Source organism: Sphingopyxis sp. sgz302558, assembly GCF_057220455.1.
In genome coordinates this window covers 832,099-857,336 of the sequence record NZ_JBXPUZ010000002.1, presented here as the reverse complement: position 1 = coordinate 857,336, position 25,238 = coordinate 832,099, and the positions used below count along the sequence as shown (strand labels likewise).

28 protein-coding genes are annotated in these 25,238 nt (G+C 62.8%); 17 read left to right on the top strand and 11 right to left on the bottom strand.

Annotated elements, in window-relative coordinates; all coding sequences use genetic code 11:
- The first annotated feature begins 12 nt into the window (after positions 1–12).
- Positions 13–732 carry an SDR family oxidoreductase gene (locus AC2TC0_RS09620; RefSeq protein WP_484717282.1) on the top strand — a complete coding sequence of 240 codons (720 nt, stop codon included), beginning with the start codon at positions 13–15 and terminating at the stop codon, positions 730–732.
- Between the two features lie 117 nt (positions 733–849).
- Here the strand turns inward: AC2TC0_RS09620 and AC2TC0_RS09615 are convergent, their stop codons facing one another.
- The 8 genes from AC2TC0_RS09615 to AC2TC0_RS09580 form a co-directional block, all read right to left on the bottom strand.
- Positions 850–1,371: a F0F1 ATP synthase subunit B family protein gene (locus AC2TC0_RS09615; RefSeq protein WP_484717491.1), complete on the bottom strand. Its 522-nt coding sequence runs from the start codon at positions 1,369–1,371 to the stop codon at positions 850–852.
- Position 1,372: 1 nt separating this feature from the next.
- Positions 1,373–1,873 carry a F0F1 ATP synthase subunit B family protein gene (locus AC2TC0_RS09610; RefSeq protein WP_484717281.1) on the bottom strand — a complete coding sequence of 167 codons (501 nt, stop codon included), beginning with the start codon at positions 1,871–1,873 and terminating at the stop codon, positions 1,373–1,375.
- A gap of 75 nt (positions 1,874–1,948) precedes the next feature.
- A complete protein-coding gene (locus tag AC2TC0_RS09605; protein WP_003044110.1) occupies positions 1,949–2,176 on the bottom strand; it encodes a F0F1 ATP synthase subunit C in 228 nt (75 codons plus the stop codon).
- Positions 2,177–2,216: 40 nt separating this feature from the next.
- Positions 2,217–2,969 (bottom strand): F0F1 ATP synthase subunit A, encoded by a 753-nt coding sequence (locus AC2TC0_RS09600; RefSeq protein WP_484717490.1) that lies wholly within the window; start codon positions 2,967–2,969, stop codon positions 2,217–2,219.
- 101 nt (positions 2,970–3,070) lie between these two features.
- Positions 3,071–3,391, bottom strand: coding sequence for an AtpZ/AtpI family protein (locus AC2TC0_RS09595; protein ID WP_484717280.1), 321 nt, complete (start codon positions 3,389–3,391; stop codon positions 3,071–3,073).
- A 226-nt stretch (positions 3,392–3,617) separates the two neighbouring features.
- Positions 3,618–4,019: a YdbL family probable chaperone protein gene (locus AC2TC0_RS09590; RefSeq protein ID WP_484717279.1), complete on the bottom strand. Its 402-nt coding sequence runs from the start codon at positions 4,017–4,019 to the stop codon at positions 3,618–3,620.
- A gap of 14 nt (positions 4,020–4,033) precedes the next feature.
- The gene (locus AC2TC0_RS09585; RefSeq protein WP_484717278.1) at positions 4,034–4,246 is read right to left on the bottom strand and encodes a YnbE family lipoprotein; all 213 of its coding nucleotides are present in this window, start codon (positions 4,244–4,246) and stop codon (positions 4,034–4,036) included.
- Positions 4,243–7,398 (bottom strand): intermembrane phospholipid transport protein YdbH family protein, encoded by a 3,156-nt coding sequence (locus AC2TC0_RS09580; RefSeq protein WP_484717277.1) that lies wholly within the window; start codon positions 7,396–7,398, stop codon positions 4,243–4,245. Before AC2TC0_RS09580 ends, AC2TC0_RS09585 begins: the two co-directional genes overlap by 4 nt.
- 57 nt (positions 7,399–7,455) lie before the next feature.
- On the opposite strand from AC2TC0_RS09580, the gene radC reads away from it, so the two are divergent.
- The 11 genes from radC to AC2TC0_RS09525 all read left to right on the top strand — a co-directional run bounded on the left by radC (position 7,456) and on the right by AC2TC0_RS09525 (position 16,172).
- Positions 7,456–8,145 carry a RadC family protein gene (gene radC, locus AC2TC0_RS09575; protein WP_484717276.1) on the top strand — a complete coding sequence of 230 codons (690 nt, stop codon included), beginning with the start codon at positions 7,456–7,458 and terminating at the stop codon, positions 8,143–8,145.
- Between the two features lie 66 nt (positions 8,146–8,211).
- Positions 8,212–9,525 carry an adenylosuccinate lyase gene (gene purB, locus AC2TC0_RS09570; protein ID WP_484717275.1) on the top strand — a complete coding sequence of 438 codons (1,314 nt, stop codon included), beginning with the start codon at positions 8,212–8,214 and terminating at the stop codon, positions 9,523–9,525.
- 80 nt (positions 9,526–9,605) lie between these two features.
- Positions 9,606–9,944 carry a LapA family protein gene (locus AC2TC0_RS09565; protein ID WP_484717274.1) on the top strand — a complete coding sequence of 113 codons (339 nt, stop codon included), beginning with the start codon at positions 9,606–9,608 and terminating at the stop codon, positions 9,942–9,944.
- A complete protein-coding gene (gene pyrF, locus AC2TC0_RS09560) occupies positions 9,941–10,615 on the top strand; it encodes an orotidine-5'-phosphate decarboxylase (RefSeq protein ID WP_484717273.1) in 675 nt (224 codons plus the stop codon). The genes AC2TC0_RS09565 and pyrF overlap by 4 nt, the downstream gene beginning before the upstream one ends.
- Positions 10,612–10,995, top strand: coding sequence for a bleomycin resistance protein (locus AC2TC0_RS09555; RefSeq protein WP_484717272.1), 384 nt, complete (start codon positions 10,612–10,614; stop codon positions 10,993–10,995). Before pyrF ends, AC2TC0_RS09555 begins: the two co-directional genes overlap by 4 nt.
- Complete coding sequence (locus AC2TC0_RS09550; protein ID WP_484717271.1) at positions 10,992–11,627, top strand: phosphoribosylanthranilate isomerase; 636 nt, start codon at positions 10,992–10,994, stop codon at positions 11,625–11,627. Before AC2TC0_RS09555 ends, AC2TC0_RS09550 begins: the two co-directional genes overlap by 4 nt.
- Before the next feature lie 97 nt (positions 11,628–11,724).
- A complete protein-coding gene (gene trpB, locus AC2TC0_RS09545) occupies positions 11,725–12,957 on the top strand; it encodes a tryptophan synthase subunit beta (protein WP_484717270.1) in 1,233 nt (410 codons plus the stop codon).
- Entirely contained in the window at positions 12,954–13,145 is a 192-nt protein-coding gene (locus tag AC2TC0_RS09540; protein ID WP_484717269.1) for a hypothetical protein, read from the top strand. Before trpB ends, AC2TC0_RS09540 begins: the two co-directional genes overlap by 4 nt.
- Complete coding sequence (gene trpA / locus AC2TC0_RS09535) at positions 13,142–13,933, top strand: tryptophan synthase subunit alpha (RefSeq protein WP_484717268.1); 792 nt, start codon at positions 13,142–13,144, stop codon at positions 13,931–13,933. Before AC2TC0_RS09540 ends, trpA begins: the two co-directional genes overlap by 4 nt.
- Positions 13,930–14,781 carry an acetyl-CoA carboxylase, carboxyltransferase subunit beta gene (gene accD / locus AC2TC0_RS09530; protein WP_484717267.1) on the top strand — a complete coding sequence of 284 codons (852 nt, stop codon included), beginning with the start codon at positions 13,930–13,932 and terminating at the stop codon, positions 14,779–14,781. The genes trpA and accD overlap by 4 nt, the downstream gene beginning before the upstream one ends.
- A 35-nt stretch (positions 14,782–14,816) precedes the next feature.
- Positions 14,817–16,172, top strand: coding sequence for a bifunctional folylpolyglutamate synthase/dihydrofolate synthase (locus AC2TC0_RS09525; RefSeq protein ID WP_484717266.1), 1,356 nt, complete (start codon positions 14,817–14,819; stop codon positions 16,170–16,172).
- 4 nt (positions 16,173–16,176) lie between these two features.
- Here the strand turns inward: AC2TC0_RS09525 and AC2TC0_RS09520 are convergent, their stop codons facing one another.
- The 3 genes from AC2TC0_RS09520 to AC2TC0_RS09510 form a co-directional block, all read right to left on the bottom strand.
- A complete protein-coding gene (locus tag AC2TC0_RS09520; protein WP_484717265.1) occupies positions 16,177–17,838 on the bottom strand; it encodes an AmpG family muropeptide MFS transporter in 1,662 nt (553 codons plus the stop codon).
- An 86-nt stretch (positions 17,839–17,924) separates the two neighbouring features.
- Positions 17,925–18,695, bottom strand: a complete 771-nt coding sequence (locus AC2TC0_RS09515; protein WP_484717264.1) for a DUF1223 domain-containing protein — start codon at positions 18,693–18,695, stop codon at positions 17,925–17,927.
- 69 nt (positions 18,696–18,764) lie between these two features.
- Positions 18,765–19,220: a response regulator gene (locus tag AC2TC0_RS09510; RefSeq protein WP_484717263.1), complete on the bottom strand. Its 456-nt coding sequence runs from the start codon at positions 19,218–19,220 to the stop codon at positions 18,765–18,767.
- A gap of 140 nt (positions 19,221–19,360) precedes the next feature.
- On the opposite strand from AC2TC0_RS09510, the gene AC2TC0_RS09505 reads away from it, so the two are divergent.
- The 5 genes from AC2TC0_RS09505 (at position 19,361) to AC2TC0_RS09485 (ending at position 25,111) form a co-directional block, all read left to right on the top strand.
- The gene (locus AC2TC0_RS09505; protein WP_484717262.1) at positions 19,361–20,209 is read left to right on the top strand and encodes a pseudouridine synthase; all 849 of its coding nucleotides are present in this window, start codon (positions 19,361–19,363) and stop codon (positions 20,207–20,209) included.
- Positions 20,209–20,754 carry a 16S rRNA (guanine(966)-N(2))-methyltransferase RsmD gene (gene rsmD, locus AC2TC0_RS09500; protein WP_484717261.1) on the top strand — a complete coding sequence of 182 codons (546 nt, stop codon included), beginning with the start codon at positions 20,209–20,211 and terminating at the stop codon, positions 20,752–20,754. Before AC2TC0_RS09505 ends, rsmD begins: the two co-directional genes overlap by 1 nt.
- Positions 20,751–21,677, top strand: a complete 927-nt coding sequence (locus AC2TC0_RS09495) for a DMT family transporter (protein WP_484717260.1) — start codon at positions 20,751–20,753, stop codon at positions 21,675–21,677. Before rsmD ends, AC2TC0_RS09495 begins: the two co-directional genes overlap by 4 nt.
- A gap of 10 nt (positions 21,678–21,687) precedes the next feature.
- Positions 21,688–23,988, top strand: a complete 2,301-nt coding sequence (locus AC2TC0_RS09490; RefSeq protein ID WP_484717259.1) for an ATP-dependent helicase — start codon at positions 21,688–21,690, stop codon at positions 23,986–23,988.
- A 211-nt stretch (positions 23,989–24,199) separates the two neighbouring features.
- On the top strand, positions 24,200–25,111 hold the full coding sequence (locus tag AC2TC0_RS09485) for a DUF4349 domain-containing protein (protein WP_484717258.1): 912 nt from the start codon (positions 24,200–24,202) through the stop codon (positions 25,109–25,111).
- The last annotated feature ends 127 nt before the right edge of the window (positions 25,112–25,238 follow it).

The window sequence follows — 25,238 nt, the reverse complement described above, 5'->3', positions numbered from 1 at the left end:
ATGGGGATCGCGATGGATTTGGCTGAAAAGCTGGTGCTCGTCACCGGCGGTTCCGACGGCATTGGCCGTGAACTGGCACAGCAACTGCGGGCAGCGGGGGCCCAGGTAGTGGTCACCGGGCGCTCGCACGACCGGCTAGCCGCGATGCGCGAGGCGGGCTTCGAAGCCGTCGAATGCGACCTTTCGACGCCAGCGGGCATCGACACGCTGGTGAACGCCATGGTAGCTCGCCCGCTGGCGCTGCTGGTCAACAATGCCGGTTCGGGCAGTATCTACGACCCCGACCGCATCAATTCGCTTGAGGACGCGTCGGCGTGCATCCGCCTGAACCTTGATGCACCGATCCAGCTGACGACGCGCTTGCTGCCGCAGCTGCGCGCGCAACCGGTTGCAGCGGTCGTCAATGTGACGTCGGGCCTGGCAATAGCGCCGCGGGCGGGCGGGTCGGTTTACTGCGCAACCAAGGCGGGGCTACGCAGCTGGACACAGGCGCTGCGCTATCTGCTCAAGGACAGCAATGTCCATGTGATGGAAGCACTGCCGCCGGTAGTCGAAACCAAGATGACCAGCGGGCGCACGGGCCGCAAAATGTCCGCATCGGCATGTGCGGCCGAAATCTTGCGCGGGATTCAGGCCAACAAAGCCGAGGTCAATGTCGGGATGGTCAAGCTGCTGCAGCTGATTCACAGCATCTCCCCGGCGCTGGCGCGGCGGGTAATGATCCGGTTTTGACGTAACAGACCCAACCATCGCCTCTTCGTCATCCCGGACTTGATCCGGGATAACATGCGGACGGTAGCTTAGTATCCCGGATCTAGTCCGGGATGACGATGATTAGGGGTTTGGCCCTCAACCCTTGGCCAGCGCCTTGATGGCTTTGTCTACCTGCGCTTTGTCGGCAGCGGCGTCATGCTTGGCAGCGATCAGGCTGGCGGCGGCTTCGGTTGCGGCGCGTGCTGCGGCCCCGCGCACTTCGGCGAGCGCGGCGGCTTCGGCGGCACCGATCCGGTCTTCGGCCATTTTCTTGCGGCGTGCGACTAGCGCGGTGGCATCGGCCTTCGCCTTTTCCACCAGCGTCGCGGCTTCGGCTTCGGCGCGGGCGCGCATTTCGGCGGCTTCGGCCTCGGCACCGGCAATCTTGGCCTCATATTCGGCCTTCAGCGTTTCGGCTTCCTTGCGCAGCGTTTCGGCCTCAGCCAGCTGCGCCCGGATGGCGGCAATTTTGCCGTCAAGTCCGGCAGCAATCATCGCCGGGACCTTTTTCCAAACCAAAATGCCGATGAACACCAGCATCGCGATTGACACCCACACCGTGGCGTCAAGGCCAAAGGCCTTGGGCGTCGCGCCCTCCGCGGCCATCAGGGTCAGCATATCAACCACGGATCACCGCCTTTACCGCTGCACCAGCTTCGGCATCACTCACCTTGGCACCCGACAGGCGCGCCACCAGATCGCGCGCAGCCTCAGCGGCCACAGCCTCGATTTCGGCCATGGCTGAGGTCTTCGCGAGGGACAGGTCGGCCTCGGCCGCCGCCAGCTTGGCCGCCACATCAGCGTCGGCTTTGGCCAGCTTTTTCTCGGCGTCGCGTGCCGCCTTGTCCTTGGCGGCTTGCACCGCCTTCTGCGCCTCAGCGCGGCTGGCTTCCAGCGTGACCCGATATTGCTCGTCGAGCGTATCGGCACTGGCATGCGCGGCCTTTGCCGCCGCCAGATCGTCGGCAATTTTGCGGTCGCGTTGATCGACCGTCGCTTCGATCTTGGGAAGCATCCCGCGGCCGATGACGAAATAAATGCCGCCGAAGACAAGCAGCAGCCAAAACATCTGCGAAAGCAGATACCAGCCGTCTTCGGTCAATTGGGCGATCTGGGGCATGCTTTGTGAGGCCTCAATACGCTGGAAAAATGTCGACTGGGGTCAAAACGGCAGGACCGCTCCAACCCCGGCCAATCAGACAACGAACAGCAGGATCATTGCCACGACGAACGCCAGCAGGCCGAGCAGTTCGGCAGCGGCGAAGCCGATGAACAGGCGGCCCTGCTGGCCGTCGGCGGCGGCAGGATTGCGCAGCGCGCTTTCCAGGAAGCTGCCGAAAACATTGCCCACGCCGATGGCGGCCATGCCGGCACCGATGGCGGCCAGACCGGCCCCGATCAGCTTTGCTGCTTCTGCGTCCATGATAAAACTCCTTGGGGTAAAAAGATGGGTGTCGAATGACTTAGTGAAGATTGACCGCGTCGTTCAGATACAGCGAGGTCAACAGGGCGAAAACATAGGCCTGAATGCCGGCAACCAGCAGCTCGAGCGCGCTAATACCGATCATCAACGTGAAGCTTAGCAGCGAGACAACCGAGCCGATGACCATATTCTCGGCGTTAAAGCCGTTGATCACGAAGCCCGACAGGACCTTTAGCAGCACGTGGCCGGCGGTCATCGCCACGAAAAGGCGCAATCCCAGCGAAAAAGGCCGGATCATGAACGAAATAAACTCGATTATCGCGATAAACGGGATCATCGGCAGCGGGGTGCCGTGCGGCACGAACAGCGAGAAAAAGTGCAGGCCGTGGCGCCAGAAGCCAACCACCAGCACAATCAGGAAGCTCATTACCGCAAGCACGCCCGTAATAGCGATATGGCTGGTGACGGTAAAAGGGTGCAGTCCCAGTACGCCCAGCGGCAGCATGCCCAGCAGATTGCAAAACAGGATGAACATGAACAATGAGAAGACATAGGGCGTGAATTTGCGCCCTTCCTGCCCAATGTTCGCAGTCATCATGCTGGAGATGAAGCCGGTGAAGCCTTCGACGGCGGCCTGCCAGCGCCCGGGCACCAGTTCGCGGCGCATCCCGCCCCACATGAACAGCCCTAGCACCACGGCAGCGATTATCATCCACAGCGCGCTATTGGTGAAGACGATCTCGTTGCCCGCCAGATTGAAGCTGCCCATCGGCGTCACTTCAAACTGGTGCATCGGGTCGATCTTGCCGGATTCAGATGCGGCCACAGCCAGTCACTCCACCACAAATTGCGAACCAGCCTTAGGTACGGCTGGCTAATCCCTGTTTCGAAGCCTTATTTCTTGGGCGTCGACGACAGTCGAATGATGTTTCTGAAGGCCACGATGATGCCCAGCATCAGCATGATCAACAGGCCCCAGGGCGAGGTATCTGCCACGCGGTCGAACAGCCAGCCTAGCAAAGCCCCGCCGATCATCCCGCCCAGCAGTTCCGCCAGCACCCGGTTCCCGAGCCGGTAATTGGCATCGGATTCCGGACCAGCAGATCCAGACGTCCGTTCCGCTTCTACGGCTTCGGCCCGATCCAGCCGCTGTTCAAGCGACGTCAGGCGCGAATCTTCCGAAGAGGGGTTCGGATCGCTGTCGGTCCCGGACATTTCTGACAATCTCCTGCAAAAGCGCGCGAAATTGCCGCATCGCCACTGCCGAAGATGCCCGAAAAAGGCGCAGGACCCCTAAGGCGCGGCCCGTTTAGAAATGCGTCCGCATGAAGTCAACCGTCGCGGACCGCACTTTTGCTGCAGTGCGCAAAAAAACCGCCGCGGATTGCACCGCGGCGGCTTTGATTTTTAGCACTTCTGCCCGCGCAGGGGCGACGCGCCCTTACAGGCAGCGCGCGTCGCGCTGCGGCGGCGCGCTGTCACGCGTCAGCCAGCGACCGTCGGGCGATTTATACTTCTCGCCGGGCAGCGTGCGCGCAATCAGGTTGCACCCGGTGGTGAAAGCGAACTGTTCCACGGTGCTGCCGTTGGCCGCCGCGCTTTTGGTATAGGCGTCCTTGCGCTTGATGTTGATGTCCATCACCAGCGCGCGCACTTCGGGCGTTGGCGGCGTGACAAAGCCCAGATAGCCATCGGGCTGCTCGCCCACTTGCCCGGCCTGGCGCGCGGCCTGATAGGCCGGATCACGCTGCGCCTGCGCAGGCACGGTGCTCAGCAGAGCGGCACCCGCCACGGCGAGCATCAGCGCGGCGAACGGCTTGCGGCGCGTCAAATTCGGGGTCATCGCTTTGGTCTCCATCAGAAAATCTCGCTATTCTGTTCAACCAGTTCCTTGGCCTTCCCATCCAGCCGGAATACGACTTCCTGCCGAATATTGATGTTGAGGTTGATTTCGATGGGCTTGTCGGGCGTGTCGATTTGCACGCACCCGTTCAGGCTCATCGCCACCACTCCCAAGGCAACCAAATGGTGCCGCCGCAGTCGCTGTCCAACATTTTCGAGACGCTTCATGGCACGGGCTCACTTTCAGGAGGCTGAACGGATGTCCCTTCCGCTGCCCGTTGCGCCTCGATCAGCGCATCGCGATTTTGGTCGATCAGCACCGAGGGATCATAGAGGCTTCGCGCCGATCCAATCAATTGTCGAAATGGCGCGTTGATTTTGACGTTGAAAACGATGGGCAGCTTTTCCAGCTGCCGGGTGATGATGTTACGCTCGGCGGTACTGCCCTGTTTCAGCCCGACGATTTTGACGTCGGTCAGCATTTCGCCATCCAGATCACCATTAAGCGTGATCGTCATTTCCTCATAAGCCAGCGATTTCAGCATATTGAATGCATAATTGGCGAATACGCCGAGATTATAGTTGGTCAGCTCTCCAACATAGGACACCTCGCCGCCGCCGCTGCGCGCGACCAGCCGGCCATCCACAATCCGCCCGCCCAGCCCTGAAAACTCGACCGGCAGCACACCATCGAAAACGCCCTTGGCGTTCAGATTCTCAAAACCAAATTCTTTCAGGAACACGCCGGCCTCAACACCACGCAATTCAAATTCCAGCCGTCGTACGGCGTTGACGTCAAAATCGATGGTGGTCGGCTTCAGCACCAGTTCGCCCCCGGCAAAAGGCCAGCGCCCGCCTTCAATCTGGATCTTGTTGGCATCGAGCAGTTGATAGTCGATCAGCCCGCCGATCACCGGGATGCCGGGATTAATCTCGTCGATGCTGGCACGTTGGCCCGGAGCCGATCTCAGCCCGAGCAAATCTTCGAACACGATTGTCGTGCTGGCCCCGTGCACCGAACCGAACGCAGCGGCAAAGTCGCTGCCCGCCGTCGTGAAGGTCCCCGATGACGTCACGCCGTCAGCGTTCCAATCAATCCGCCCGCGCCCGGCCAATGTGCCACGCGTGTTGGCGATAATGCCCAGCGCCAGCGGGGTCAGCTGGTCGGGCTGGAACGCCTCGTTGAAGCGCATCGACATGATCAGCAGGTCAGCCGAGCCCGCGGCGCTCGTGAAATCATGGACGATATCGGTGTTGCCAATTGGCGTATCGGTCTCGCGCTCGCTGAAGCTGGCATCGGCAACGATCCGGCTATCGGCAAAGGTCAGCGTGGCGTCGCGGCTGATCAGCGGGGCAAAGCGGGGGGCTTCTTCGGCGCCGTCGCTAACCACCAGTCCACCGTTCAGCGTCAGGGCCGCATCGCGCCAAGCCCAATCGCCCGCTATCTCTGTCATGTTCAGCGGAATTTCGCCGATCTCGCCCGCTGCGCCTTCCAGTCGTCCGGTCATGGCGCCGCCTGCCAACGTGCCGCTGATCCGTTCGGCGGTAAAATTGGTTGCCGGTTCCCCTTCGCCAATCGCCACCGCCAGCGCCTCGATCACCATCTGCCCGCTCGCGAGCCCATATTGCAGTCGCTCAGCCTGCAGCGTGAGCAGGCTTTCGCCGGTCCGTCCGCGCAGTTGGGGCGCGACCAGCGCCAACTCGCCGCTCAACCTGCCACCACGATAGGCCAGCAAGGCTTGACCGGGCGGTCCGCACAGCTGCACCACATTGTTGCCCAGCGTGACGCCCGCCAGCGCCGCGCTTGCCAGTGACACGCGCCGGCAATTCCCCGCCAGCGTGACATCGCCATTGGGCTGCACGGTGGCATCGATCGGCATGGTCAGCCCATCGACCCGACCGCCTGCCAGCGGCCCGGAAAGCGCGGCTGTCGTTACAAGACGCAGCCGTCCATTGGGGTCGCCAACGACGCTCACCGGCGTCAACGCCAGCCGCGAATCACCTGCAGACAATGGTTTGAGGCTCACCAGGCCGGTCAGCCGGCCGTTGGCGGCGCGTTGCAAGCGCACATCGGCATCGGGCTGCCCGCCGCCCTCCAATTGCCAGCGCCCATCGATCAGGAACATCGGCTGTTTGCCCGCCAGCAACACCGACAGCCGGCTGCTGGCATCGCCGCGCAGCTGCGCGCCGCTGGTACTGCGCAGGCGCGGGGCGATGATTTCAACCCGCCGCGTCCTGGCATCGCCAACCAGCAGCACATCGGCTTCTCCGGACACGCTGGCCAGCGCATAGGCCGCCGCGCGGGCCAGTTGTTCGGCGATAGGCCCGATTGGCGTTGCGCGCAGCGTGGCAGCCGACCCTGCCGCCTGTGCCCGATATTGCGGCGGCAGCACCGCCCGCGCTAGCCCCAGCCGGGCGCTGGCGCTCAGATTGCTGCCTGCCGTCGCGGTTCCGACGAGGCTGAGGCCCGCCACATTGAAGCCGCCATAGCGCGCGCCGCTGCCGCGCAGGTCATAATCGACCTTGGTGGATTTGGTATCTCCGCGAAAACTGCCGGTCGCGGCAAGCGTGCCCAGCGTGCCGCCCATGGCCTGCCAACGCGACGAGGTGGCGTCAAATTCGCCCGTCCAGCTCAGAAAATCAGCGGCGAGTGAGGTTTCAAGCTGGGTATCAAAGCGAGCCAGACTGAAGCCCTGCTTTGGACAGCGCAAATCGGTGGCCCGCACGGGGCCAGCGAAATTGGGCCGGGAAAAGGAAATTCGGACCGCACCAAAAACCGACAGACGCCCGGTTGCGCAGTCGCCATAGGTCAATCCTTCGCTGACCAAGGCGATCTGGCCGCGCCAGTTATAGCGCAGTGGCCCGGCCCCATCGATGCGTGCGCCAACCGCTCCCCAGGGCGTGTCGATCCGCGCGCGCGCATCGCTAAGCGCCACATCCAGCTCGGGCAGACGAAACGGTTCATCGCTGGGTGGCGGCAGCATCTTATCGACTTCGCCCAGGCGGATGCGACCATCCTCCCAGCGACCAAATAGCCGCACGCCTTCGGCCGTTACGCCGCTGACCACCGGGCCCGACCAGGTCCAACCGATATCCACCCTGACGCGGCGGGCGATCAGGTCGGGTTTGGCTGGATCGCCAATGACGACATCCGCCAAAGTCTGGGTGCGCGGTCCAATAGAAACTATACGATACTGGGCCTTTACGCCACGTTGTTGCAGCTGGCTGGTAACAAAATTATCGGCAATCGGCGCGCGCAGCACCCAGATGGCGGAAACGGCCAGCACCAGTCCGCCGCCGACGAACAGCGCTGCGCGCCGTTTCCGCCAGCTTGGCTGCGCCGGCAAATCAGCAGGCAAGTCAGGGGCGTCGCTGGCCATATCTCCCGTCTATGGGCGTTGTCGGGCCGTCACAAGCGCGTTATCGCCATTCCTGCGATGAACGACGCCCCTGCCCCGCCCGATCACCGCGGCCACCGCGCCCGCCTGCGTGCCCGGCTGCTCGATGCGGGTGGAGAGGCACTCAGCGATTATGAGCTGGTCGAATATCTGCTGACACTTGCTATCCCGCGGCGCGACACCAAGCCACTGGCAAAGGCTCTGCTCAAGGAATTTGGCAGCCTAGCCGAATTGGTCAGCGCCGATCCGGCATCGTTGCTCCGCGTCAGCGGTATGGGAGAAACCAGCGTTGCTGCGCTGAAAATTGTTCAGGCGGCCAGCCTGCGCCTGCTTAAAGGCCGGGTGACCGAGCGCCCGGTGCTGGCCAGCTGGTCAGCTCTGCTCGACTGGCTGCGCGCCGATATGGGGCCAATCGCGCATGAACGGGTGCGCGTCCTCCACCTCGACACGCGCAACCAGTTGCTGCGCGACGAGGTGATGAGCGAAGGCACGGTTGACCAGTCCGCCATCTATGTGCGCGAGGTGGCAAAGCGCGCGCTGGAACTGGCGTCATCGGCCGTCATCCTGGTCCATAATCATCCCAGCGGGGTCGCCGATCCCAGCCGCCAGGACATCCACATGACGCGCGAAGTCGCTGCCGCCTTGGATAAGCTCGGCATTGCCCTGCATGATCACATCATCATCGGCGGTGACAGTGCCTATAGTTTCCGCAATGCGGGTTTGCTCTAGATTCGACCGCGTGCTTCGCCGCTGCTAACGGGCCTCATCGCCGATTCCTGACGAGAAAGCCCCGCCATGGTCCCCCGTTACGCCCGCCCCGCGATGACCGCGATTTGGGAACCCGAAGCGCGCTTCCGCATCTGGTTTGAAATTGAGGCACATGCGACCGATGCCCTCGCCGCGCTGGGCGTGGTGCCCAAGGACGCGGCAAAGGCGCTGTGGGACTGGTGGGCGACCAATCCAGCCATCGACGTTCCCGCTATTGATGCCATCGAAGCCGTGACGAAGCATGACGTCATCGCATTCCTGACCTGGGTGGCGGACAATGTTGGCGAACAGGCCCGCTTCATGCACCAGGGCATGACGTCATCGGACGTGCTTGACACTTGCCTCGCGGTCCAGCTCGCCCGCGCCAGCGACATTTTGCTCGACGATCTCGATGCGCTGCTCGCCGCGCTCAAGCGCCGCGCCTTTGAGCATAAACGAACCCCTTGCATCGGGCGCAGCCACGGCATCCACGCCGAACCCGTAACCTTCGGCTTCAAAATGGCCGAGGCCTATGCAGAATTCAGCCGCTGCCGCGCGCGATTGGTCGCGGCGCGTGCTGACGTTGCGACCTGCGCCATTTCGGGCGCGGTCGGAACCTTTGCCAATATCGACCCCGCCGTTGAAGCGCATGTCGCCGCCAAATTGGGCCTGGCCATCGAACCCGTGTCGACCCAGGTTATCCCGCGCGATCGCCACGCTATGTTTTTCGCCACACTTGGTGTCATCGCGTCGTCAATAGAACGCCTCGCCACCGAAATCCGCCATCTGCAGCGCACCGAAGTGCTAGAGGCCGAAGAATATTTCAGCCCCGGGCAAAAGGGCTCGTCGGCCATGCCGCACAAGCGTAACCCGGTGCTGACCGAGAATCTCACCGGCCTTGCCCGCATGGTGCGCGGCTATGTCACCCCCGCGCTCGAAAATGTCGCGCTGTGGCACGAGCGCGACATCAGCCACTCGTCGGTCGAACGCTTCATTGGCCCGGATGCCACCATAACGCTCGACTTCGCTCTGGCGCGACTGACTGGCGTCATCGACAAATTGGTCGTCTATCCGGCAAGGATGCAAAAGAATCTCGACCGCATGGGTGGGCTCGTCCATTCGCAGCGTGTCTTGCTGGCGCTGACCCAGGCCGGGGCCAGCCGCGAGCAAAGCTATGCGTTGGTCCAGCGCAACGCCATGAAAGTGTGGGAATCCGACGGCGCATTGTCGCTGCTCGAACTGTTGTCGAACGATGCTGACGTCACGGCGCTATTGCCGCCAGACCAGCTCGCCGCGCACTTCGACCTCGATTATCACCTCAAGCACGTCGATACGATTTTCGCACGGGTGTTTGCAGACTAGGGTCCCAACCTTGGCAGGACTGGAAATGCCGCGAGCAATGGCCTAGCCTGACATCAGATCCACCGCACAAAGGGGTGCCGATGCAAGCGTTACGGACAATTGGCTGGGTGCTGTGCACCATCGTGCTGGTATCGTTCATCGCGATCAACTGGAACCATGTCCGGGTCAACGTGTGGCCCGAAGCCGACGGCTTCAAATATTTCGAATGGCCGGTGGGTTTTGTTGCCATGGCTTTTTTCCTGATCGGTTTCTTGCCTCCCTGGCTGATGGGCCGCGCGTCGCGTTGGTCGCTCAAACGGCGGCTGGAGAATAGCGAGCGCCAGCTGGCGGATATGCGCGCCTTGGCGAGTAAGCCTGCTGAACCTGCCGCCGCGCCTTCGCCTGAAGCCCCGCCGCCTGCACCCGGAACATTGCTATGACGTCACCGCTCTTCCTCGCCATCGACACGCCGCACCTTGATGCAGCGCAAACGCTTGCCAACAAAGTGCGCCGTCACGTCGGCGGCTTCAAACTCGGCCTCGAATTTTTCTGCGCCAATGGCCACCACGGCGTGCACGAAATTGCGAAACTGGGTCTGCCCATCTTCCTCGACCTGAAATTGCACGACATTCCCAATACGGTGGCCAAGGCCGTGCAGGCGCTGCGCCCGCTTGAGCCCGCGATAATCACCGTCCACGCCGCCGGAGGGCGCGCGATGCTGGAAGAGGCAAAGGCAGCTGCCGGTAACCATACCAAGGTGGTCGCCGTCACCGTCCTGACTAGCCTCGATGACCAGGATTTGGCCGACATTGGCGTTAGTGGCACACCGCATGACCAGGTGGTGCGCCTCGCCGCTTTGGCGCAAGGTGCCGGTCTCGACGGCATCGTCTGTTCGGGTCAGGAAGTGCGCGCCGCGCGCAAGGCTTGGTCCGGGGGCTTTTTCGTCGTCCCCGGGGTGCGCCCCGCCGACGGTAAGAGCGCCGATCAGAAACGCATCGTCACCCCGCAACAGGCGATGAACGATGGCGCGTCGATACTGGTCGTTGGCCGCCCGATCAGCCAGGCCGCCGACCCCGACCTTGCCGCGCGGGCAATAGAGGCGACGCTGTGACGTCTGGTGGCGACTTCGCCACCCCCAATCTTCCCGCGCGCGATTTTGACGTCACTGAAAAATTCTATTGCGCGCTGGGATTTGAAACGGACTATCGCGCCGATGGGTGGATGATCCTCTCGCGTGGCGGCATACAGCTTGAATTCTTCCCTTATCCCGACCTTGACCCGAGCACGAGCAGCTTCGGGGCGTGCCTGCGCTTGGCTGACATTGACGCTTTCATCGACAACTGTACCGCCGCCGGCATACCGCACGTGCGCGTCGGCTGGCCCCGCCTGCATCTTCCGACGGTTGATATCAGCGGCCTGCGGATCGGTTATCTCGTCGATCCCGATGGCAGCTTGCTCCGGTTAGTTGAACAGTCCAAAGCGACCCCATGACGTCACCACAAATCAAGATTTGCGGGCTGAAAACGCCCGAAACGCTGGCTGCCTCCATAGGTGCTGGCGCCACGCACATTGGTCTCAATCTTTACCCGCCCAGCCCGCGCTATGTTGAATTGCAACAGGCGCGCGCGCTGCGCGATCAGGCACGTGGGCGCGTGAAAGTGGTGCTGCTGCTCGTCAACGCGGACCCGCCCGAAACCATAAAGGCCATTACTGCAGTTGATCCCGATATCGTCCAGTTTCACGGCAAGGAATCGCCGGAATGGCTGTCTGCAGTCCGCGCGCATAGTCCGGTTGGCGTGTGGAAGGCGCTTGGCCTCAAAGATGCCGAAACGCTGGCCAAGAGCGCGCGCTTTGTCGGCAGCGCCGATCTCCTGCTGTTCGACTCGCCCGCGCAGGCGTTGCCGGGCGGCACGGGGACGCGCTTTGACTGGTCATTGCTCAAGGGTCACCGCCACGCTCTTCCTTGGGGTCTCGCCGGCGGCCTCAACCCCGCCAATGTCGCCGAAGCCATCGCTGCTACGGCGGCACCGTTGGTCGATGTCTCTTCAGGCGTCGAAAGCGCGCCCGGCGTCAAGGATGTGGACAAGATTTCGGCCTTCTGCCAAGCGGTCCACAACGCCTGACATTGCGCCAAATCTCCGTAGCCCTGAGCTTGTCGACGGGCTTGGCACGGCAAATCGCGGATCGACAGGCTCGGCGCTACGGTAAGAATTTAAGCATATGAACAAACAGACCAACAGTTTCCGCACCCAACCCGACGAACGCGGCCATTTTGGCCAGTTCGGCGGGCGCTTTGTCGCCGAAACGCTGATGCCGCTCGTGCTCGATCTTGAACGCGAATATCGCAGCGCGCAGGCCGATCCCGCCTTTGCCGCCGAATTTGACGATCTGCTGACCCATTATGTCGGTCGCCCCAGCCCGCTCTATTTTGCCGAGCGGCTGACCGCCGATATCCGCAGCCGCGCGGCGCCGGGCAAGGGCGCGCAAATCTGGTTCAAGCGCGACGAGCTCAACCACACCGGCGCGCACAAAATCAACAATTGCATCGGCCAGATCCTGCTCGCGCGCCGCATGGGCAAGACGAGGATCATTGCCGAAACCGGCGCGGGCCAGCACGGCGTCGCCACCGCCACCGTCTGCGCGCGTTTCGGTCTGCCCTGCGTCATTTATATGGGTGCGCGCGACATGGAGCGGCAGCAGCCCAATGTGTTCCGAATGAAGCTGCTCGGTGCCGAAGTAATCGGCGTCGAATCGGGCGCGCGCACGCTGAAGGATGCGATGAACGAGGCGCTGCGCGACTGGGTCGCCAACGTCCACGACACCTTTTATATCATCGGCACCGCCGCGGGCCCGCACCCCTACCCCGAACTCGTCCGTGATTTTCAGTCGGTAATCGGGCGCGAGGCGCGCGCGCAAATGCTCGAACGCACGGGCCGCCTGCCCGACCTGCTCGTGGCCGCGATCGGCGGCGGATCGAACGCCATCGGGCTGTTCCACCCATTTCTCGATGATAGCGACGTCAAAATGCTGGGCGTGGAGGCGGCGGGCGAAGGCCTGAACCTGCGCCACGCCGCCTCGCTCTCGGGGGGGCGACCCGGTATCTTGCACGGCAACAAGACCTATCTGTTACAGGACGCCGATGGTCAGATCGATGAAGCGCACTCGATCAGCGCCGGTCTCGACTATCCCGGCATTGGCCCCGAACATGCCTGGCTGCGCGACATCGGCCGCGTCACCTATACCAGTGTTACCGACGACGAGGCATTGGCTGCGTTCCAGCAACTATGCCGCACCGAAGGCATCATCCCGGCGCTTGAACCTTCGCATGCAATCGCCGCTGTGGACCGTATCTCACTGGAGATGGACGAAAATCAGATCATCCTCGCGAACCTGTGCGGGCGCGGCGACAAGGACATCTTCACCGTGGCTGAGGCGCTGGGGACAAAGATATGAGCCAACTTCTGACGCGACGTGCTTTAACTTCATATGTCACGTTGGTGGCTGTATCTATCGCCATCACCTCTTTTATAGCGGGATACAGCGACGGCAAGATCAGCCTCGTTAATCCCTTTTTGATCTTGGCCGTTTCGGCGGCATTTGCGCTGACGATAGAGGCTATGTTGCAGAGCCGTCTTAAATGACCCGCCTTACCGCCGCCTTCACCAAACCCCACCCCGCCCTCGTCACCTTCATCACCGCAGGCGACGGCGATACCGCCGCGAATCTTGACGCGCTCGTCGCGGGCGGGGCTGACGTGATTGAGCTCGGCATGCCCTTCACCGATCCGATGGCTGACGGCCCGGCGATCCAGCTCGCCAATATCCGCAGCCTGAATGCGGGCACCACCACCGCCGATATCCTGGGAATCGCCAAGGATTTCCGCGCGCGCCACCCCGCCGTCCCCCTCGTCCTGATGGGCTATGCCAACCCGATGACCATAAGAGGGGCCGACTGGTTCGCCGCCGCATGCAAGGACGCAGGCGTCGATGGCGTCATCTGTGTCGATATTCCGCCCGAGGAGGACGACAGCCTGGGCCCCGCGCTGCGCGATGCGGGTATCGCCCTCATCCGCCTCGCCACCCCGACCAGCGATGTCGCGCGCCTGCCGCAAATCCTGAGCGGCGCCAGCGGCTTCCTCTATTATGTCTCGGTCGCAGGCATCACCGGCAAGCAACAGGCGGCGCAGGCGAGCATCGAGGAAGCCGTCGCACGCCTCAAAGCCGCCACCGCCCTGCCCGTCGCGGTTGGTTTCGGCGTGCGCACCCCGGAGCAGGCCGCCGCAATCGCGCGCGTCGCCGATGGGGTCGTTGTGGGGTCGGCGCTGGTTGAACTCGTGGCGGAACATGGTGCCAACGCCCCTGCCCATCTAACCGCCTTCACCCGCACGCTTGCCGATGCTATCGCCACCGTAAGGGAGAAGGTCGAATGAGCTGGCTAACCCGCGTTCGCAATGTGCTGCCCTTTGGCGAGAAGCGCGATACGCCCGACAATCTGTGGCACAAATGCCGCGATTGCACCCAGATGGTGTTCGTCAAGGAATGGCAGGACAATTTGTGCGTTTGCCCGCGCTGCGGCCATCACGACCGGATTGGCGCGAAGCAACGCTTCGACCAATTGTTCGATGACGCCATGTACAAGCGCATCGACAGCCCTGCTGTCGCTGACGATCCGCTCAAATTCCGCGATAGCAAGAAATATATCGACCGGCTGAAAGCTGCGCGCACTGCGACCGGCGACCGCGATGCCTATGCCAACGCCTATGGCCGCATCGGCGGGCGAGAGGCCGTCATCGGCGTCCAGGATTTCGCCTTCATGGGCGGGTCGATGGGCGTCGCGGTGGGCGAGGCCTTTGTCACCGGAGTCGAAACCGCGATCAAGCGCGGCGCACCCTACATCGCTATTACGGCGGCGGGCGGCGCGCGCATGCAAGAGGGGATCTTGTCGCTGATGCAGATGCCGCGCGCCACCGTCGCGCTACAGCGCCTCCGCCGCGCGGGCCTGCCCTATATCGTCGTTCTGACCGACCCCACCACCGGCGGTGTTACCGCCAGCTATGCCATGCTGGGCGACGTGCACATCGCTGAACCCAAGGCGCTGATCGGCTTTGCTGGCCAGCGCGTGATTGAAAACACCATCCGCGAGAAACTGCCCGAAGGCTTCCAACGCGCCGAATATCTGCTCGACCACGGGATGATCGACATGGTTGTCCCGCGCAAGGATCTGGCCAGCACGCTTGCGCGTTTGATCGAATATCTGGCTCCCGCGAAGGCAGCTTAACTCCGCGTTGGCAATTTGCGCGTTAGGACAAGCACATGGCCGACCGTGCAAGCAGTACCGACCCCGCCGTCCAGGCGCAGCTCGACCGGCTGAGCTATCTCTCGCCCGGGCGCGACGTGCTGGGGCTCGACCGCATTACCGCACTGTTGGAGCGCCTCCGTAATCCGCATCGGGCGCTGCCGCCGGTGTTTCATGTCGCGGGGACCAACGGCAAGGGTTCGACCGCTGCCTTCCTGCGCGCCGCGCTCGAGGCGGCGGGGCTTAGCGTCCATGCCTATACCAGTCCGCATCTGGTGCGCTTCAACGAACGCATTCGCATTGCCGGCAAGCTGATCGATGATGCGACCCTTGCGCCATTGCTTGCCGAAGTGCTCGATGCCGCGGGTGACATCGCACCCAGCTTTTTTGAGGCGACCACCGCCGCCGCCTTTCAGGCTTTTGCGCGCACCCCAGCCGACGCCGCGATCATCGAAGTTGGTCTGGGTGGCCGCCTTGACGCCACCAACGTCATCGGCCAGCCGCTTGTGACCGGTATCGCGAGCCTCGGCATCGACCACCGCGAATTTCTGCTCTCGCCCGAAGCGGGCACCCCGACCGAACCGCTTGCGCGCATTGCTTTTGAAAAGGCGGGAATCGCCAAAAAGGGTGTCCCGCTCGTCACGCTAGCGCACGGTGCTGCTGCCGCAGTCACCATTGCCGAACGGGCCAAACAAATTGGCGCACCGCTGCTTGTGCAGGGCCGCGACTGGGAAATGGGCCCCGCTGCTGACCATCATGTGTTCCGCGACCAAAGGGGCAGTGTCTTCCTGCCCCAGCCCGCGCTGGCCGGTGCGCACCAGCTCGCCAACGCGGGGCTGGCGGTCGCCATGCTGCGCGCGCAGACCAAATTGGACGTCGATCCTGCTGCTTTGTCCGCCGCCATGCTCAACGTGCGCTGGCCGGCCAGGTTGCAACGGCTTGGCCCCGGTCCGCTCACCGCGCAGGCACCGCTCGGCGAATTGTGGCTCGACGGCGGGCATAATGTTGATGCGGCACAGCGTATCGCCGATTTCTTCGCGCGCGACATCGCCGATCGCGGCCCGGTTGACCTGATCGTCGGCATGCTGGCGAACAAGGATCTCGATGGCTTTTTGCGGGCCATGGCGCCGGTCACGCGCGCCCTCGTCGCCGTGCCGGTGCCCGATCATGCTCACCACGCGCCCGAAGCCGTCACCGCGCTCGCCAAAACGCATGGCATCAAGCATTTGGGACAGGCGACCGACGTGCCCGCCGCGCTCGGTATCATCGCCACCCTCGCCCGCAAAGAGCGCCGTGCGCGCGGCGTGGCGATTATGGGCTCGCTGTATCTGGCGGGCGAAGTGCTGCGCCTGAACGACGAAGTGCCGGATTGACCGATCAGGCCGGCGCCGTGCGGCGGGTCTGCCAACTGTCCCTCAGCCATTCAGCGACACAGAATATTATGGCGACGACGCCAATAAGCGCAGCAAGATAGAACATGGCGGCATAACCATCGGTCTCAATATATTGCCCCAGCGCGCCGCGTCCCAGCGACCCGATTAAGAAGGTAAGTGAAGATAGCAGCGCATATTGCACTGCGCTGTGCTCTTTCGCCGTAATCGATGATAGGAACGCAACATAAGCTGCACCGGCGATACCATTAGCCAGATTCTCGCCGGCAATCGCCAACATCAGACGGCCCAGGCGGGCATCCGCACCGAAAAGCTCGAACAAAGCGTACACGCCCAATTTGTTGCCGACGGCATCAATCCCTGACCCGCCGAGAGACAGGTCCGCATAGAGCAGGTTGGTCACAGCTGCCAAAATAGCGCCAAGCACCAACGACGGTAGTCGTCCGATCCATGCAAAAAGGAACGCACCAAGCGTGATCCCCAGCATGGTCATCCCCACGCCAAAAAATTTGCTGGCGATCGCGACCTCATCATTGGTGTAGCCCAGTTCATTGAGGTAGAAAGGCAAAGCAAAGGGTGCCCAGATATTATCTGTGAGCCGATAGGTCAGAATAATACCCAGCGCGATCAATACGCCCCATTTCAAACGTCCCACAAGCTCCATCAACGGCATCAGCAAGGCCTGATACCCGTAGTCAATGGCACGCGAAAAACCGCTGTCACGGTCATCGGTGGCGGCGGTCCGTGTCGTTGACCGATCGGACATTCCGCCCAGAATTGCGGCGATAACAGCGGGAATAATGACAGTCGCAATGACGATCAGCGGCCCATTGAACTTAACAAATTCGGTCGAATCCGGGCGCAACTCGGGGCTGGCGGTCAGCGACAACGCCATGAATTGGATAACCGTGAACAACGACCATGCCCAAGCCACCAAAATTACGGCCATAGCGGCGTTGCGATGGTTCTGCGGAATTCGGTAAAGCCATTCCAGGCGTCCGGCCTCGTCGGTCCCGGTTCGTGGCGTGTCTGGCGCTATCAGGGTGATGCCCGACACAAGGAAAAAAACTAAACCCATGGTCAGATAGACGCCTGGCCAATCAATGCGTGCCGCCAGCACAAGCGCCAGCGCACCGCCAACCAAGGTCGCCAGCCGATAGCCGAGTTGATAGATCGCGGACAATATTTCGACTGGGGTTGTTTCATCGGCGACATCAACCCGCCACGCGTCGATGACTATGTCCTGTGTGGCCGATGCAAATGCTCCGATTCCAGCCATAAGCGAGAACCAGCCAAGCGCGCTTTTCGGGTCAAGCTGCGACATCGCCACGAAGATAACGCCGAGCAAAAGCTGAATTGGCAGGAGCCAACTTTTCCGCCGCCCCAGCCGTTCTAATCCCGGCAGCTTGACCCGGTCCACCAACGGCGACCAAAGAAACTTGAAAGCGTAGGCAAGGCCAATGAGGGAAAAGACCCCCATTGTTTCCAAGTCTACGCCAGCTTCGCCAAGCCAAGCGTAAAGCGTTCCCAGCAACAGGGCAAAAGGCAGGCCGGCGGAAACGCCAAATGTCAACATCACACCGGTTTTTCGGCTGGTCATGGCAAGTTTGAATAACTTCCAGCCGGATGGTGCGGCGACTTCGGCCATATTGCTCCCCTTCTATCCCTCCGCTCGTACGACGCGGCGTTAGCTTGGGTTAGAATGTTCAGAGCAAAATGGAAGACGCGACTTCGTCAGCCCACTGGCAGCCAGCGCGCCGCGCGCACCTTGCCGGCACCCGCATCTTGCCAAACCACCGCAACCTTATTGCCGCCTGCGCGCTTGGCAAAATCGGCAGGTATCGTGGCGCTGCAACCCGATGCGGTACAACGCACTACCATTTCGTCGCGCACGACATTGGCATAGCCCACTTTGGTGCCGCCATTTTCGCCATTGCCGATCGCAACCATGCGTTCCGATGCGATCGCCAACACCCGCAGTTCGGTGCCTTCTGCGCCTGTCACGCTGGCGCGGCCACCCGCAATTGTGATGGTGCCCTTGGGTTTGCGTCCCGCTTCGGCGATCATGCCGCGTATCTTGGCGCGGTGCGATCCAATCGCGGCGCTGCTGCCATCGACCACGATTTCGGGCGTATAAACACCTGACCCCGGAATGGCGCGCGCGGCATAGCGGCGTTGGATGCTGTCATTTTCGGGGCGGGCGAGTGTGTCTTTCCAACCCAGCCGGTCCCAATACGTAACCGGGCGACTGATGACGATAACGTTCCGCTCGCGCACCAGGTCGCGCGCGAAAGCATCGGCGGGGGGACAGGAGGAACAACCCTGGCTGGTGAACAGTTCGACCAGCACTGGTTGCTGCGGTGAGTCTGCGGCGGCGCGCGGGGTTGCCGCCTGCGCCGCTGTTGCGGGTGCGCTGCCGGAAGTGCCGCTTGATGCGGCAAATAGCGCCGCCCCGCCAACCCCGGCAAAACCAATGCCCAGCATAGCCAACAGCTTCTTTTGCATATCACAACCTTTCGCGCCTGCGCCCTTCATGGGCGGCATGCCCATGGTTCGCACGCTAACGGGAAAAGGCTACACGTCCGGCGCGGCGGGTGCGAAAATAGTCAGACCGCCCACTTCGCGCGGTACCTCCCCCTTGCAAAGCTGGCGTTCCATGGCCCGCAGCGCACCTACCAGAGCGCCATGGTGCAACGGCTTGCCCAAATGACCGAAGGCGTATCGTTTCGCGGGGCCAGGCGCGTCGCCGCTGACCAGCAGCACAGCAACGCCGCGATCGAACGCCAGCCGCGCCACATCCTCGCCAGTTATGGCCCCGGCAATGTGCAGGTCGAGCACCACCGCATCGACATTGTCTTTGGCCAGGACGGCGACCGCCGCTTCACCGCTGTTGACCGTTGCCACCAGCGTATAGCCGGCGCCTTTGAGGTCCAGTTCATGGTCGAACGCAACCAGCGGGTCGTCCTCGACGACCAGCAAGCGGGTGATGCAACTACGTTTGACGGCATTGGAACGGCGGGAGAAGATCATTGCCATCACCTCTTTTACGCGCCATGAGCGCGCGCGCGGCGACAATCAAGCGGCCTTATGCTACGCGGCGGTGAAGCGTTGCTTTATTGGCGGTACTCGTTGCGTAAAAGCCGCATATCCCATTGATTGAAAGAGCTTCCGTGCCGCGTGATCGCAATCTCCCTCCGCCCCGAACGCGCCGTCCCGATGCTCCGGCGCGGCCAGCACGGCGCGGTGCCGGGCGGACACTGCCCGCGCAGGCAAAATCCGCCACCGAGAATGAGGACCGTGACGGACCGCAACGTATCGCAAAATTGCTCGCTCGCGCCGGGGTTGGCTCACGCCGCGACATCGAACGGATGATCGAAGAGGGGCGCATCGCGCTGAACGGAGCTATCGTCACCCAGCCGGCGCCGCTGCTTGCCTCGCTCGAAGGGCTGACTGTCGATGGCAATCCGGTCGCCAAGCCCGTTTCAACGCGGCTCTATCGTTTTTACAAACCCGTGGGTTGCCTGACGGCTGCGCGCGATCCGAAGGGGCGCAAGACGATTTACGATGTCCTGCCCAAGGATCTGCCACGCCTGATGCCTGTCGGGCGGCTCGACTTTAACACCGAAGGCTTGCTGCTCCTCACCAACGACGGCGAATTCAAGCGCCAGTTGGAATTGCCCGCGAGCGGCGTCGAACGCACCTACCGCGCGCGCGCCTTTGGCGAAATCAGCCAGGCGCAGCTCGAGGATCTGGTCGAAGGCATCACCATCGACGGCGTGCGTTATGGAAAGATCGACGCCAATCTTGAACGCCGCACCGGGCGCAACCAGTGGGTGGAAATGACGCTGACCGAGGGCAAGAACCGCGAAGTCAGGAAGGTGCTCGAACATTTCGGGTTGCAGGTCAGCCGTCTGATCCGCACGCGCTACGGCCCGTTCGACCTCGCCGAGCTGGCGCTGGGGGCGGTCGATCTGGTGCCGCGCGATCAGCTTTTTCAGTTCAGGCGGCGGCTGGGCTGATGCGCGTCATTGCCGGCAAATGGCGCGGCCGCAAGCTGAATGCGCCCAAGGGTGACGCGACGCGGCCCACGGCCGATCGCACCCGCGAAACACTCTTCTCGATGCTGGTCAGCCGTCTCGGCAGCTTTGACGGGCTGCATGTCGCAGACCTGTTCGCCGGTTCGGGTGCGCTGGGGATCGAAGCCTTGTCGCGCGGGGCGGCGCATTGCCTGTTCGCCGAACAGGATCGCGCCGCGCTCGACGTGCTGCGTGCCAATCTGGCGGCGTTGGGGGCGGTGCCGCGCGCCGAAGTTCGCCCCGCCTCGGTGCTCAGCCTCGGCCCGGCCACGCGCCGCTATGACGTCATATTGATGGATCCCCCTTATGGCACTGGCGCCGGCGCCGTTGCACTCGACAAGCTTGCCCGGCTCGGCTGGACCGACGCGGCTAGCTGGATTTCCATCGAAACCGGCGCCAGCGAGAGCGTGTTGGTGGACGGCTTCGCCATCGATGCCGAACGCAAGGTCGGAAAGGCCAAGCTGACCCTGTTAAGGGCCCTGGCATGACTGCGCCCGGCCTGCGTATGACGGCGCATGATTGGGGCCTGATTGCGATCCTTGCGGTCGTCTGGGGCGGCGCGTTTTTCTTGATCGAGCTGGGCCTTACCGGCTTTGGGCCGCTCACCTTGGTGGCGCTGCGCATGCTGCTCGCCATTCCTCTGATGCTGCTCTCGCTCAAATGGCTGGGACATCGGCTGCCACTTGACGCACGTAGCTGGTGGCAGCTTACCATCTTGGGTTTCTTCAACATCGCCATGCCGATGGCGCTGTTTTTTTGGGCGCAAACGCGGATCGACAGCGCACTCGCCGCAATCCTCAACGCTACTGTGCCGCTGTGGGGCGTGCTGATCGCGCATGTCTTCACCCCTGACGAACGCGCAACGCCGCTCAAACTGGTGGGCGTTATGCTTGGCTTTGGCGGAATTATTGTCATGGTCGGTCCCGATGCCGTCGGCGGCATGGGGCAGGATGTTGTCGCGCAGCTCGCCTGCCTGTTCGCGGCGGCCAGCTTTGCCGGGGCGGCGGTTTATGCGCGGCGGCTGGGCGCGACCATCGCGCCAATGGCGGCGGCGACCGGCCAGATTGTCACCGCCGCTGCGCTGATTACCCCGCTCGCGCTGATCGTCGAGCGGCCTTGGGCCGCGTCCGCACCCAATATGACCGCGGTCACAGCGATGCTGATGTTGGCATTGGTGGGCACCAGCTTTGCCTATTTCATCTTTTTCCGCCTCATCGACCGCGCCGGGGCCAGCAATGCGCTTTTGATTGCGCTGGTGATGCCGCCGGTCGCGATCCTGCTGGGCGTCGCTGTGCTGGGCGAAGTGCTGACCAATGGGCAAATGCTCGGCATGGCGCTCATCACGCTGGGATTGCTGGTGATTGACGGACGTTTGTTCGCACGCCTTGCGCCGCGTAGCGCTGTTCCCTAATCGTTCGCGCGTGACTCAAACTTCCTCCACCACCGTCGACCCGCCCTATCTCGCCGGCCTCAACCCGCCGCAGCGCCAGGCAGTGCTGACCAGCGAAGGCCCGGTGCTGGTTCTTGCGGGCGCGGGCACGGGCAAGACCGCGGCCCTCACCGCGCGCCTCGCCCACCTCATCGCCACGCGCCGCGCTTGGCCGTCCGAAATCCTCGCCGTCACCTTCACCAACAAAGCGGCGCGCGAGATGAAGCACCGCATCGGCCAGATGATCGGCGACGCGGTCGAAGGGATGCCGTGGCTCGGCACCTTTCACAGCATCGCCGCCAAAATGCTACGCCGCCATGCCGAACTCGTCGGGCTGCACAGCAATTTCACCATCCTCGACACCGATGACCAGCTGCGCGTCATCAAGCAGTTGATGCAGGTCGAAGGGCTCGACGACAAACGCTGGCCGCCCAAGTTGCTCGCCAGCCTGATCGACCGGTGGAAGAACCGCGGCCTCACCCCCAGCGATCTCGACGCGGGAGAAAATGAGGCCTGGGCCGAAGGCAAGGGCAAGCATTTCTATGCCCTCTATCAGGCGCGGCTCAAGACATTGAACGCCTGCGATTTCGGCGACCTCCTCCTCCACATGCTCGTCATATTGAAAACGCACCGCGACGTGCTCGAACACTATCAGACGCGCTTCAAATATATCCTCGTCGACGAATATCAGGACACCAACGCCAGCCAATATCTCTGGCTCCGCCTGCTCGCGCAGCAGCGCAAGAATATATGTTGCGTCGGCGATGACGACCAGAGCATCTACAGCTGGCGCGGCGCGGAGGTCGCCAATATCCTGCGTTTCGAACGTGATTTCCCCGGCGCCACCGTGATCCGGCTCGAACAAAATTACCGCTCTACCCCGCACATCCTCGCCGCCGCTTCGGGCTTGATTGACAAGAACGCCGACCGGCTCGGCAAGACGCTGTGGACCGAGCTCGACAGCGGCGACAAGGTGCAGGTCAAAGGCGTGTGGGACGGCCCCGAAGAAGCCCGCCGCATCGGCGATGCGCTCGAAAGCCTGCAAATCAAGGGCGAAAGCCTGAATGACGCCGCCATCCTCGTACGCGCCCAGTTCCAGACGCGCGAGCTTGAAGACCGCTTCATCTCCATCGGCATGCCCTATCGCATTATTGGCGGATTCCGTTTTTACGAACGCGCCGAAATCCGCGATGCGCTGGCCTATCTGCGCCTCGTCAATTCGCCCGCCGACGATCTGGCGTTCGAACGCATCGTCAACACCCCCAAGCGCGGGCTGGGCGACAAGGCCATCCAGCGCATCCATATGCTCGCGCGCGCGGAACAGCTCCCCCTCGTCCGCGCCGCCGCACGGATTATCGAGACCGACGAGCTTACCCCGCAAGCGCGCCGCGCGCTGGCCACCTTCGTCGGCCAGCTACGCCACTGGCAGGAGCAAGCCCAAGCCTTGCCCCACGCCGAGCTCGCGCAGCTGATCCTCGACGATTCGGGCTACACCGCGATGCTCCAGGCCGACAAAAGCGCCGAAGCCGCGGGCCGCCTCGAAAACCTGTCCGAACTTGTCCGCGCGATGGAGGAATATGACAGCCTCGACGCCTTTTTGGAGCATGTCAGCCTGGTCATGGACCGCGACGACAGCGTCGATGCCGAACAGGTGACGATTATGACCATCCACGCCGCCAAGGGGCTGGAATTTCGCCACGTTCACCTGGCGGGGTGGGAGGACGGCGTCTTCCCGTCGCAGCGCGCGCTCGACGAAGGCGGCACTGCCAGCCTGGAGGAGGAACGCCGCCTTGCCTATGTCGCCATCACCCGCGCGCGCGAAACCGCGACCATCTGGCACGCCGCCAACCGCCGCATCTATGGCCAGTGGATGAGCAGCATCCCCAGCCGCTTCATCGCCGAACTGCCCCCGGAACATGTCGAAGCCGAAGACGGCCTCGGCGGCGGCGCCAGCCTGTGGCGCGCCAATTTCAGCGCCAATGCCGACCCCTTCGCGCATCTGGCTGCCGCGCAAAGCACTCGTGCCGCCACGCGCGGCCCCGCCTGGCAACGCGCCGCCGCGCAGTCGGGTGTGACGCGTGCGCCATCGTCGAGTTCTTTGGCCCCCAGCGAACGCGCCCCCGCCGCCGCCATCGGCGCCAAACCTCGCGCCGACCTCGCCATCGGCATGCGCGTGTTCCACGAAAAATTCGGCTACGGCGAAATCGCCGACATCGACGGCAACAAGCTGGAGGTTGCGTTCGAGGCCGCCGGGACGAAGCGGGTGCTGGATAGTTTCATTCGGTTGGGGTGAGAGAGAAAATCCTCCCCATCGCTGCGCGACAGGGAGGGTTGGAGAAACATAACTTCTTGCTCCCCGGCGCAAGTCGGGGTCCAGGGGCGTTTAGCACTGCAACGACTGGAACCTGGCCTACGCCGGGGAGCAATAGAATATCTATTGTCAACTAAATCAATTGTGATACCCCTTCGCCTGCGGCTGTCGAGTCGCTTTGGGAGAATATCACATGAAAATGAAGCTCTTAGCGGGCGCGATGGCGCTCGCCCTGATCGGCTGTTCGGAACAAAATGCCGAGCAAGCCGCGTCGGCTGACGCCGCCCCCGCCACCGAAGCCGCCGCTGAAGCCGCATCCGAACGCACCGCTGACGCCGCCACCCCCGGTGTATCCCCCACCGTCGCCCCCGGCGTCGCCTTTGACTATGCTTACGCCTTCCGCCTCGACGACGATCGCATCTCGTCGGTGCAGCAGGACCATGCCGAGGCGTGCGAATTGCTGGGGGTCCAGCGCTGCCGCATTGTCGATGTCCGCTATGGCCTTAACGACCAGAAAAATGTCGAGGCGCAGACCCAGTTCAAGCTCGACCCCGGCATCGCCCGCCGCTTTGGCGCCGATGCCATCGCCAGCGTCGAAAAGGCCGAAGGCGTGCTTGCCGAAGCCTCGGTCAAGGGCGAGGATGTCGGCAGCGAGATAATCTCCTCGCAGCAACGCAGCGCGGGCAATGATGCCGAAATCGCCCGCCTCGAGAGCCGTCTCAAAGCCGGCGGTCTCGGCAAAACCGAACGCGCCGAACTGCTCCGCCAGATAACCAACCTGCGCGGCGAACAACGCGGCGAGGAAAGCAGCCGCCGCGCGGGCGAGGCGCGCGTCGCTTCGACCACGGTCGTTTTCAATTATTTTGGCAACGGCGGCCTGCCCGGCATCGGCCATAACAATCCGTTCAGCAGCGCGGGCGAAACCTTCATGCGCAGCGGCGGCACCGCGCTGACCTTTGTGTTGACCGCGGGCGCGGCGATCTTGCCGTGGGGGCTGCTCCTCGCCCTGCTCGCGCTGCTCTGGCGCAGCAATGCGGTACGCGACATCCGCGCGCGGCTTGCCGGCAAGCAGGGCGTACAAACAGAATCGCCCCCTGTAAGTTAGCCCCCCTTCTCGTCGTCCCGGGCTTGACCCGGGACAACAAGTCACTGCCAGCCTGCCGTCCCGGACTTGATCCGGGACGACAAACCATCGCAACGCACCCGACCAGTTTCGCTGTCATACGCAAAAA